The sequence below is a fragment of the Gordonia sp. NPDC003376 genome (genome assembly GCF_053589235.1).
On record NZ_JBSFRM010000029.1, the window covers coordinates 51637 to 63065 of the forward strand.

An 11429-nucleotide genomic window follows, 5' to 3' on the forward strand; every position below is an offset into this window, starting at 1 on the left:
TCGGGTCCTCGCCGCGCGGCTCGGTCTCGGCTCAACCGTCAACGGGCAGTTGCTGGTTGAGCCGACGCGGAGCGTAGCGACAAGTCGTGTCGAAACCTCCGCCGGCCGACGTCGGGTCGCAACCACTGTGAACCGGTCACCGTCGTGACCGCGTCGCGTACGCGTCGACGTAGGGCTGTCCGGCGAGGATCGAGATCTCGCCCATCAGGCGGTCGGTGTCGGCTCGGACGTCGGTCCCGGCGAATTCGAGCGGACGGCCGATCACCACCGACACCCGATGCGGACGCCACCATGCCGACCCGGGCGGGTTGACCCGATCGGTCCCGCGCAGCGCGATCGGGATGACCGGCGCCCCGGTCGCCGCCGCGACCCGGATCGCCCCGGTGTGGCCGCGATGCACCGCACCGTCGGCACACCGGGTGCCCTCCGGATGAACTGCCCACAGATGGCCGTCGGCCAGCAATGCGGCGGCGGCGTCGAGGGCCGCACCGGCGCGGTCGCCCCCGTCACGGTCGACCGGGATCTGCCCGACGGCCGAGAAGAACCATCGGCGGGCGCGTCCGGCGGCCCCGGCGCCGTCGAAGTACTCCTGCTTGGCCAGGAAGTGCACCGGCCGCCGCGAGACGAGACACAGCAGCAGCGAGTCGACGAAGGCGCTGTGGTTGGCGGCCAGTACCGCCGGCCCGAGCGTCGGGATGTGCTCGGCGCCCACCACGCGAGGACGGCAGGCCAGCCACAGGGCCGGGCCAATCACCACGTGTTTGAAGAACCGGTACCACCACATCGATCGCTGCCTCCCTGTCCACCGACAACCTCCGTAGACAATGTCTACGGGCACGATGGTAGACACTGTCTGCATGAGTTCGACATCGGGTGCCGCGGACGACACGCCCACGCGCATCGTCGCCGCGGGTGTCGCCCTGCTCGACGACGAGGGAATCGATGCGGTGGGACTGCGGGCCATCGCCCGGCGGGCCGGCGTGTCGCACGGTGCACCCCGGCGCTACTTTCCCACGCATCGATCGCTGCTCGCGGCCATCGCGCGGGAAGGGCTGATCGACCTCGGTACGGCGGTCCGGCCGGCGCTCGAGGCCGACGGCGATCCGCGTGACCGGTTGCGTGCGGCCGCTCGTGCCTACGTCGGCCTCGCCCGGTCGCGCCGCGCCATGTTCGAGCTGATGTTCCGGCACGACATACTCGACGGCGCCGGGGGAGACCTCCGAGGGCTGTCGCTGCCGCTGCTGCAGGCACTGCATGCTGTGGCGGCTGCGGAGAACGATGCGCAACAGGACGCGAAACCGTTGTGGCAGAACACCGTTCGACTGTGGTCGGCGATCCACGGAGTGGCGGTGCTGGTCGCGAATCGTGCCCTCGATCCAGTCGCGGAACTGATCGTGATCGACGTCGACGACCTGCTGGACAGCATCGTCGACACGGCCCTGCCCGAACGGTGATCAGGGCCTGACGGGGATCAGGCGGCGCGGGCCTTCTTGAGTGCCTTGCCGAGCTCTTTCTTGCTCAGATGCTTGGTGTCGAGTTTCTGCATCCGATGGATCACCACGGGGCAGCGCACGCATCGCGTCGAGGAGCGGCAGCACTTCTTCTTGGGCTTCAGGTCGCGTACTTTTTCCGGTTTCACCTTGCCCATGAACAGACCGTAGCACCCGCTCGGGGCAATGTGATCGGCGTCTCTCTCACCGAACCGATACCCTGTTATGCGTTGTCAGTCCACCGGTGGCCACCGGCGGTGGGGAGCATGGGCCCCCAGTGTGTCGAGCCGCCACTCCGCACACGAAAGAAGAAACCGCAGTGAGCTCTGCTCCCAACTTCCGCAACGTCGCGATCGTCGCGCATGTCGATCACGGCAAGACCACGTTGGTCGACGCGATGCTCCGCCAGTCCGGTGTCTTCGGCGAGCGGGCCGAGCTCGTCGACCGCGTCATGGACTCCGGTGACCTCGAGCGCGAGAAGGGCATCACCATTCTCGCCAAGAACACCGCAGTGCATCGTCGTCAGCCCGACGGCACCGAGGTCGTCATCAACGTCATCGACACCCCCGGCCACGCCGACTTCGGCGGCGAGGTCGAGCGCGGCCTGTCGATGGTCGACGGCGTCGTGCTGCTGGTCGACTCCTCCGAAGGCCCGCTGCCCCAGACCCGCTTCGTCCTGCGTAAGGCGCTGTCGGCGTCGCTGCCGGTGATCCTGGTGGTCAACAAGACCGACCGCCCCGACGCCCGCATCGCCGAGGTCGTCGAGGAGACCCACGACCTGCTGCTCGACCTGGCCTCCGATCTCGACGAGGACGCCGCCGCAGCCGCCGAGCAGGTCCTCGACCTCCCGGTGCTCTACGCCTCCGGTCGCGCCGGCATCGCCAGCACCACCCGGCCCGAGAACGGTCAGGTGCCCGAGGGTGAGAACCTCGACTCCTTCTTCGACATCCTGCTCGAGCACGTCCCGGCGCCGAAGGGCGATCCGGAGGCTCCGCTGCAGGCCCACGTGACCAACCTCGACGCCTCGCCGTTCCTCGGCCGCCTCGGCCTGGTGCGCATCCACAACGGCACCCTGCGCAAGGGTCAGACGGTGTCGTGGTGCCGTGAGGTCGACGGTGAGCCCGTCGTCGAGCGCGCCAAGATCACCGAGCTACTGGCCACAGTCGGCGTCGACCGCGCCCCGGCCGAGTCGGCTGTCGCCGGTGACATCGTCGCCATCGCCGGTATCCCCGAGATCATGATCGGCGACACCCTCGCCGACGCCGAGAACCCGGTGGCCCTGCCGCGCATCACCGTCGACGAGCCCGCCATCTCGGTGATCATCGGCACCAACACCTCGCCGCTGGCCGGCCGGGTCAAGGGGCACAAGCTGACCGCCCGCATGGTCAAGGACCGCCTCGACACCGAACTCATCGGCAACGTGTCGCTGCGCGTGGTCGACATCAACCGTCCCGACGCCTGGGAGGTGCAGGGTCGTGGTGAGCTGGCGCTGGCCATCCTCGTCGAGCAGATGCGCCGCGAGGGTTTCGAGCTCACCGTCGGTAAGCCGCAGGTGGTCACCCGCCGGGTCGACGGCAAGGTCCACGAGCCGTTCGAGCACCTCACCGTCGACGTCCCCGAGGAGTACCTCGGTGCGGTCACCCAGCTGCTGGCCGCCCGCAAGGGACGCATGGACCAGATGAACAACCACGGGTCGGGCTGGGTGCGCATGGAGTTCACCGTGCCCTCGCGTGGCCTGATCGGCTTCCGCACCGACTTCCTCACCGAGACCCGCGGCACCGGCATCGCCAACGCGGTGTTCGACGGCTACGCGTCGTGGGCCGGCGAGATCCGCGCCCGCCACACCGGATCGTTGGTCAGCGACCGCGCCGGCACGGTCACCCCGTTCGCGATGATCCAGCTCGCCGACCGCGGAACCTTCTTCGTCAATCCCGGCGACGACACCTACGAGGGCCACGTCGTGGGCATCAACCCACGTGCCGAGGACCTCGACATCAACGTCACCCGCGAGAAGAAGCTCACCAACATGCGGCAGTCCTCGGCCGACGTGATGGAGACCCTCGCCAAGCCGATGCACCTCGAGCTGGAGGGTGCGATGGAGTTCTGCGCCGCCGACGAGTGTGTCGAGGCGACCCCCGAGGTGGTCCGGGTGCGTAAGGTGCACCTGGATTCGACGACACGCGCCCGGGAGCGTTCACGCGCCAAGACGCGCGATGCGTCCGTCAGCTGATCGGGTGAGTGACCGCAGGGGGTGAGACCGTACGTGAACGACGAGGCGACACGGCGTCCCGGACGTGCTCGTGACCGTCGGGGTCGTGGAGGTGTTCGCCGACACCGGCTGTGGCCGGCGGTGAGTGTGGTGGCCGCGGTGCTCGCGTTGTCGGCGTGCACCGCGAACCCACCGCCACCCGTCCGGGAGACGGTGGAACCGCCGACCCCGGCGGAGTACCCGAACGAGAAGACGATCTACGTTGCCACCGACTCGATCGGGTCGGGCTTCAATCCGCACATCGGCGCCGATCAGAGCCCGGTGACGACGGCCATCGCCGCGATGACGCTGCCGAGTGCCTTCGCACCCGTGCAGCTGCCCAGTGGTGAGGTGGTGTGGCAGCGCCAGGATGCGCTGCTCACCTCCGCCGAGGTCACCTCGACCGAACCGTTCACGGTCACCTACAAGATCCACACCAATGCGCAGTGGTCGGACGGGTTACCGGTCACCGGTGACGACTTCGCCTACCTGTGGCAGCAGATGTCGCGACAGCCCAACACCGTCGCGCCGGCGGGGTATCGACTCATCGACTCGGTGACCTCCAGCTCCGGCGGCAAGGTGGTGCAGGTGAGGTTCGCCCAGCCCTATCCGCGCTGGCCGGAGCTGTTCTCCGACCTGCTGCCGAGTCACGTGTTGCGGGGGGCACCCGCGGGATTCCAGACCGGGATGGACTCGGGCAAACCGGTGTCGGCGGGACCGTTCTCGGTGTTCTCCATCGACACCACGCGCGACGAGGTGCGGTTGATCCGCAACGATCGTTACTGGATGACGCCGTCGAGACTCGACCAGGTGGTGCTCCGGCGGGCGGGCACGGCGTCACAGATGATCGATTCGGTCCGCTCCGGCGGATCGGCGATCACCTCGGTCGGTGCCGGCCCGGCGACCGCCGCCGAACTCGCCGCGGTGCCGGGGATCGCCACCCAGCGTGGACCCACCTCGCGTGCCCTGACCGTCAGCGTCAACGCGCGCACCGACGTCATGAAGCAGATCGACGTGCGGCGTGCGGTGCTGGGCATGATCGACACCAACCTGGCAACGCAGGCCGGCGCCGGGGACTGGGTGGTCCAGCAGTACGCCAACACCGTGTTCGCGCCCACCGACGCGGGCTACACCCCGGTCAACCGGGTACGGCCGAACGCCGCCGAGATCACCGGGCTGCTCGCGAACGCCGGATACCAGCGTGTCGCGCCGGGCACACCGTCGACGATCCCGTCGGCACCCTCGACCACGGGTGCGGCGCCGTCGAGCTCGTCGCCGTCGAGCAGTACCGCCACGACCACCTCGACCTCGCCGTCGGTGCAGCCCGTGCCCGAGGGGGTGCAGCCCTACCGCAAGGACGGGCAGGACCTGGTGGTGCGGGTCGGTGCGATCAGCGGTGACCCGCGGTCGACTGCGGCCGCCTCCAACATCGTCGACCAACTGCGCAATGCCGGTGTGCGGGCCGGGGTGGTGAGCGTGCCGAACAGTGACCTGTACGGCGTCGCACTCACCGAGGCGCGGGTCGATCTCGTGGTCGGCTGGACCGGGCTCGGGGTGCCGCCCGCGGCGTCGCTGGCCTCCCAGGTCGACTGCGATCAGCCCAAGCCGGGTACCGCGCCGTCGCTGGCGACACCGCCGACGCCGACGAGCGTGGCGCCCGGGCAGGACGAGGCGGGCGCCGACAGCATCTACGCCAGCAACATCTCCGGGGTGTGCGACCCGCAGCTGATCGAGTTGGCGCGGCAGGCGCTCTCGGCCCCGGATCCGGAGGAGTTACTCGATGAAGCAGAACCGTTGTTGGCCGGACAGGCCATCTACCTGCCGCTCTACCAGGATTCGATGGTGGTCGGTGTGACCCGTTCGGTGACCGGCGTCCCGCTGTCGGGGCCCATCCAGGTGTCGATCTACGGGACCGCCGCGACGTGGGAACTGCGATGAGCGGCGACGACGGTCGTCGGCTGTTGCTGCTGCATGCGCACCCCGACGACGAGACGATCATGACCGGCGGCACCATCGCCCGCTACCTCGCCGCGGGGGTCGACGTCCGGGTGGTGACGTTCACCCTCGGTGAGGAGGGCGAGGTGATCGGGGACGAATGGTCCCAGCTGATCGCCGACGGTGGGGCCGACCAGCTCGGTGGCTACCGCATCGCCGAACTCGCCCGGGCACTCGCCGCGCTCACCCCGGACGGTGTCGCGCCACTGCGGCCGCGGTTCCTCGGAGGGGCGGGCCGCTGGCGCGACTCCGGCATGGCCGGTACGCCGTCGGCGAACCATCCGCGGGCGCTGGCCCGGGGGCCGTTCGACGCGGTGGTGGCCGCGCTCGTCGACGAGATCGTCGCCTTCGATCCGCAGGTCATCGTCACCTACGACAATGCGGGCACCTATGGGCACCCCGACCACAAGACGGTGCACGAGGCGTCGATGGCCGCGGTGCCGATCGCACGCGAACGCTCCGGCCGCGACTACGTCGTCTACGAGTCGGTCACCGAGCACAGCGCACTGGTCGCCGGACTGACCGCGGGCGCCGACCGCGTCCCCGACGGCTGGCGGATGCCGGCCGACGGTGAACTGCCGAGCTACCCCGACACCGAGGTGACCACCGAGATCGACGTCGCGGACGTCCGTTCCCGCAAGGCCGCGGGCCTGGCGGCGCACGCCACCCAGGTGACGGTGGCGGCGTCGGGCACCGAGTACGCGCTGTCGAACAACATCCTGCAGCCGATCTTCGACCATGAGCACTTCATCCAGCGCATCCCGGAGTTCGCGGTCGGTGCGGCCCGTGGCACCGACCTGTTCGCGCCCGTGACACAGGCGGTGGTGACCGGGGCACCTGGCGGGGCAGCGGGATGATGTATCCGGTCGACCGGGTCCTGCTGGCCTTCCTCGTTCTCGATGGTGCGGTGGTCGGTCTGCTCGCGGTCGGCTTCTCCTACCTGCGATTCTGGGATCAGCCGGTCCCGTTCGTCGCACTCGCCGCCGGTCTGGTCAATGCCCTGCTGCTGTGGCTGGCGGCCCGCTGCACGGACTCGCCGCTGCGCTTCGGTCCGCTCGTGGCCTGGACCGCGGTGCTGGTGATCGCCTCCTTCCCGGGGCCGGGCGCCAACGCTGCGGTGTCGATCGGCGGAACCACCGCGATCGCAACCCTGTTCCTGGTGCTGCTCGGGCTGGGCATCCCGATGGCACTGGTGTGGAGCGGCCGCCTACCGCAACCGGACTGAGCATCCGGCCGAACACCGTCGACTGCCCGATCACGTCGTGTTCGCGGCGCGGCTAGAGTGTGGGAATGGTGATGCGCGCATGGGCGGAGGACTCTGTCGTCTCCGCCGATCCGGTCGGCACCGATGAGATCACGGCAGCGTTGGACGGGGCGGCCGCCGACCCCGCAGCGCTGACCGACCCCGAATGGATCGCCCTGCTGCACGCCGGCGGTGAGCAGCTCGAGCAGCTGTGCTCCCTCGCCGACGACGCGCGCCGTCGGGTCACCGACCCCGATGCCCTGACCTTCGTGGTCAACCGAAACCTCGACACCTCCGCTCTCGCGGGATTGTCCCGCCCCGGGCCCACCGTCGAGGAACTCGTCGTGGAGGCCGCCGACCTGGGCGCCACCGAGATCTGCATGCAGGGTCCGGTACCCGCGGATGCGCCGGCCGAGACCTACATCGACCTGATAGCACGGATCACCACCGCGGCACCGATGCATCTGCACGCCTATCGGGCACCCGAGATGCGGGACGCCGCCGCACGCCTCGGGATCTCTGTCGCCGAGTTCGTCGCCCGCGCCAAGGATGCCGGGCTGGGGTCGGCACCCGGGACCGCGGCTCAAGTCCTCGACGACGACCTTCGTGCCGCGCTCGCCCCCGACGGTGTCGCGCTGCCCGTCTCGGACTGGGTCGAGACCATCGAGACCGTCCATGCCGCCGGACTCTTCACCACCGCGACGCTGCTGTACGGACACCTCGAGACCCCGGCGCAGCAGATCGCCCACCTGCGCACCCTGATCGAGATCCAGGCCCGCACAGGCGGTTTCAGCGAGTTGATCGTGATGCCGATGCTCCCGCAGAACGCGCCACCGCATCTGGCCGCGCAGGCGGTCCACACCGTGAGCACCCGTGAGACCCGAGCGGTGCATGCCGTTGCCCGCCTGATCACCCTGGGAGCGTTCGACCATCTCCAGGTCGCCTGGACCAAACTCGAACCGGCGATCGTCGAACTGTTGCTGCGCGGCGGCGCCGACGACATCGGGGGACTGCTGCTCGACGGTGAGCTGATGCCCACCGCGGGCGCCGAGGCGGGCCGGGTGCTCGACGTCGACACCCTCGTCGCATTGGCCGAGCGTCTCGACCGGGCCCCTCGCCAGCGCACCACCGCCTATGGTCGTCCCGATCCGGATCGGTGTCTCGACCTCGACCGCACCCGGGTCGGCCGGTGAACACCGGCACCACCGGAGTGCACACCGTCGTCGACGTGGCGATCGTCGGTGCCGGTTTCGCCGGGATCGGCATGGCCACCCATCTCGCCCGGCGCGGCACCGAGTCGTTCGTGGTCCTCGAACGCGCCGACGCGGTCGGTGGGACGTGGCGCGACAACACCTACCCGGGCATCGCCTGCGACATTCCGGCCCATCTCTACTCCTTCTCGTTCCGCCCGCCGGCCGACTGGTCGTCGATCTACCCGAGTGGCGCCGAGATCCGCGATTACCTGGAGCTCGCCGCCGTCGAGGAGGGTCTGCTCCCGCACATCCGATTCGGTGCCGAACTCGATGGCGCCGTCTGGGATTCGGCGTCGGCGTGTTGGCACCTGACGACCTCTGCGGCCGACGGAGAGCGTCGGATCGACGCGAAGGTGCTGGTGCTGGCGGTCGGACGACTGTCCGAACCGAAGATCCCCGACACCATCGACGGTCTCGACACCTTCCCCGGTCCTGTGGTGCACACCGCGGGCTGGCGCGATGATCTCCCGATCGCCGGCTCCCGGATCGGTGTGGTCGGCACCGGCGCGTCGGCGGTGCAGCTGGTTCCCGAGCTCGCCGCAGTCGCCGAGGAAGTGGTGGTCTTCAGTCGTACCCCGCCGTATGTGGTGCCGCGTGACGACCGCGCGCTCGACGCCGACGAACGCGCGACCCTGCTCGACCCGGCAACCGCCTCCCGACGCCGGGATGAGTTGCTGCGCAACGCCGATCGGGCGTTTCGGCAACGCTTGGGCCTGCACCCCGACATCGACGAGATCCGAGAGCGCGCCCGCGGCCATCTGGAACGGCAGGTGCCCGATCCGGCTCTGCGGGCCCGCCTGACCCCGGACTACGAGATCGGGTGCAAACGAATCCTGCTCAGCGACGACTTCTACCCGGCGTTGCTGCGCGACAACGTCGTGTTCGAACCCAGCGCCCTGTCGACGGTGGTCGAGTCCAAGGCCTGCGCCACCGGCGGTGCCACCTACGACCTCGATATGATCGTGATGGCAACGGGTTTCGAGGCGGCACGGCCGCCGGTGTCCCGGCATGTGAGCGGCCGCGACGGGGAACTGCTCAGCGACCACTGGTCGCTCGGCATGACGTCATATGCGTCGACGGTGGTGGCGGGGTTCCCCAACATGTTCGTCCTCGACGGCCCGAACGCGGCACTGGGCCACAATTCGGCGATCTACATGATCGAGACCCAGCTCGACTACGTGATCGGGGCCCTCGACCACATGGCGGCCGACGCGGTGCGATCGCTCGAGGTGTCGGCGGAGGCGGAGGCGCGCTACACCCGCGAGATCGACGAACGCAGTGCACGGACCGTCTGGATGACCGGCTGCAACAGTTGGTATCTCGACCCCGCCAGCGGTCGGCTCACTCTGTTGTGGCCGGGCACCGCGGAGTCGTTCCGGGCCCGGAACGGGACGTTCGAGCCGGAACCGTTCGAGATCGAATCGGCGTCTCCCGTCTCCGTTGTTCACGACCCCGTAGCCCCACACTCCGTTGTCCCTGACGCCATGACCACCGAATCGGTGAAGGAGGGATCATGACCCACGCTCTGTCCGCGGCAACCGCACTCGAGGCCGCCCGGGGCGGCGCGCCGCTCGACACCGAGACCGTCACCGCCCTGTTGACCAGTGCCGGTGACGATCTCGTCGCCCTGCAAGCCCTTGCCGCGCGGCTGCGGGACGAGGGCCTCGAGGCGATCGGTCGGGGTGGGCAGGTGACCTACTCGCGCAAGGTGTTCATCCCGTTGACCCGCCTGTGCCGCGACCGCTGCCACTACTGCACCTTCGTCACCATCCCGGGCAAGCTCAGTCGGGCCGGACAGGGGATGTATCTCGAACTCGACGAGGTGGTCTCGCTGGCCCGGCAGGGTGCTGCCCTCGGCTGCAAGGAGGCCCTGTTCACCCTCGGTGACCGACCGGAGGACCGGTGGCCGCAGGCCCGGGAATGGTTGGCCGAACGCGGTTTCGGCACGACGCTGGAGTACGTGCGCGCGGCTGCCGTCGCCGTGCTCACCGAGACCGGTCTGCTGCCGCATCTCAACCCCGGGGTGATGAGCGCGCAGGAGATGCGGGAACTCAAGCCGGTGGCGCCGTCGATGGGCATGATGCTCGAGACCACCGCGCGGCGACTGTTCACCGACAAGGGCCAGCCGCACTTCGGCAGCCCCGACAAGGACCCGCTCGTGCGGCTGCAGGTGCTGCGGGACGCCGGCGCAGAACGTATTCCGTTCACCACCGGAATCCTGGTGGGGATCGGCGAGACCCTCACCGAGCGCGCCGAATCGTTGCTGGCACTGGCCGACATCCAGCGTGGCGGCGGCCACATCCAAGAGGTCATCATCCAGAACTTCCGGGCCAAGCCCGACACCGCCATGAGGGGAACCCCGGACGCCGAGATGACCGAGTTCCTGGCCGCCGTGGCCACGGCGCGGGTGGTGCTCGGTGCGCACATGCGCGTGCAGGCACCCCCGAACCTGGTGTCGGCGGCCGAATGCGAGGCGCTCGTGGCCTCCGGGATCGACGACTGGGGCGGGGTCAGTCCGCTGACACCCGACCACGTCAACCCGGAACGTCCCTGGCCCAACCTGGATGTGCTGGCCGAGATCACCGCCGGGTGCGGCTTCACCCTCACCGAGCGGTTGACCGCCCAGCCCCGCTACCTGCTGGACCCGCAGGGGTGGATCCACCCCGCGCTGACCGACCATGTTGCCGCACTGTGGGATCCGTCGACCGGCCTGGCGGCCGACGTCAAACCCACCGCCCACCCCCTGGCGACCTGCTGATCCACTGTGGGTGGTTCGGGCGAGCCACATGTGGTGGTCGGGTCGGGCGTTCGGGCGGCGGAGGTTTCGACTCGACTTGTCGCTGCGCTCCTCGTCGGCTCAACCATCGTGGGGCGGTTGCTGATTGGGCCGGGTGTACGACCCGCTGATTGGGTCGGGACCGAGTTGTAAGGGTGAGGACCCGTGTCGAGATCTTCGCGGGTTGGGTTGTGTGGTCGGGCGGCGGAGGTTTCGACTCGACTTGTCGCTGCGCTCCTCGTCGGCTCAACCTGAATCCACCGATCCAGGTGGAAAAACCTGGGCCCGATACGGCGCGGGAAACACGAAATGCCCTGTCCGAGTGTGAGAATCAGACTTGTCGAAGGTTCGACCCACACACAAAGAAAGGGCATCTCGCAGATGCGATCCTGCCACACATTGCCGGTAAAGTCCGCATCATTTG

The 11429-nt window shown here is 69.1% G+C and carries 10 protein-coding genes; 8 read left to right on the top strand and 2 right to left on the bottom strand.

What is annotated here, in order from left to right:
• Positions 1-136 precede the first annotated feature (136 nt).
• On the bottom strand, positions 137-784 hold the full coding sequence (locus ACWDUA_RS21850) for a lysophospholipid acyltransferase family protein (protein ID WP_449753109.1): 648 nt from the start codon (positions 782-784) through the stop codon (positions 137-139).
• 73 nt (positions 785-857) lie between these two features.
• Here ACWDUA_RS21850 and ACWDUA_RS21855 point away from each other — a divergent pair, with 73 nt between their 5' ends.
• Positions 858-1454, top strand: a complete 597-nt coding sequence (locus tag ACWDUA_RS21855; protein ID WP_449753110.1) for a TetR/AcrR family transcriptional regulator — start codon at positions 858-860, stop codon at positions 1452-1454.
• A 17-nt stretch (positions 1455-1471) separates the two neighbouring features.
• On the opposite strand, the gene ACWDUA_RS21860 is transcribed toward ACWDUA_RS21855, so the two are convergent.
• Positions 1472-1648 (bottom strand): hypothetical protein, encoded by a 177-nt coding sequence (locus ACWDUA_RS21860; protein WP_449753111.1) that lies wholly within the window; start codon positions 1646-1648, stop codon positions 1472-1474.
• Positions 1649-1809: 161 nt separating this feature from the next.
• Between ACWDUA_RS21860 and typA the strand changes: the two genes are divergently transcribed.
• From typA to cofG, 7 genes are all read left to right on the top strand, one after another.
• Positions 1810-3720: a translational GTPase TypA gene (gene typA / locus ACWDUA_RS21865; RefSeq protein WP_449753112.1), complete on the top strand. Its 1911-nt coding sequence runs from the start codon at positions 1810-1812 to the stop codon at positions 3718-3720.
• A gap of 120 nt (positions 3721-3840) precedes the next feature.
• Positions 3841-5676, top strand: coding sequence for an ABC transporter family substrate-binding protein (locus ACWDUA_RS21870; protein WP_449753113.1), 1836 nt, complete (start codon positions 3841-3843; stop codon positions 5674-5676).
• Positions 5673-6590 (top strand): N-acetyl-1-D-myo-inositol-2-amino-2-deoxy-alpha-D-glucopyranoside deacetylase, encoded by a 918-nt coding sequence (mshB, locus tag ACWDUA_RS21875; protein WP_449753114.1) that lies wholly within the window; start codon positions 5673-5675, stop codon positions 6588-6590. The genes ACWDUA_RS21870 and mshB overlap by 4 nt, the downstream gene beginning before the upstream one ends.
• A complete protein-coding gene (locus ACWDUA_RS21880) occupies positions 6590-6958 on the top strand; it encodes a facilitated glucose transporter (protein ID WP_449753115.1) in 369 nt (122 codons plus the stop codon). Before mshB ends, ACWDUA_RS21880 begins: the two co-directional genes overlap by 1 nt.
• Before the next feature lie 65 nt (positions 6959-7023).
• Positions 7024-8169, top strand: coding sequence for an FO synthase (locus tag ACWDUA_RS21885; protein ID WP_449753116.1), 1146 nt, complete (start codon positions 7024-7026; stop codon positions 8167-8169).
• Positions 8166-9746 (top strand): flavin-containing monooxygenase, encoded by a 1581-nt coding sequence (locus ACWDUA_RS21890; protein ID WP_449753117.1) that lies wholly within the window; start codon positions 8166-8168, stop codon positions 9744-9746. The genes ACWDUA_RS21885 and ACWDUA_RS21890 overlap by 4 nt, the downstream gene beginning before the upstream one ends.
• A complete protein-coding gene (gene cofG / locus ACWDUA_RS21895; RefSeq protein WP_449753118.1) occupies positions 9743-10987 on the top strand; it encodes a 7,8-didemethyl-8-hydroxy-5-deazariboflavin synthase CofG in 1245 nt (414 codons plus the stop codon). Before ACWDUA_RS21890 ends, cofG begins: the two co-directional genes overlap by 4 nt.
• Positions 10988-11429 lie beyond the last annotated feature (442 nt).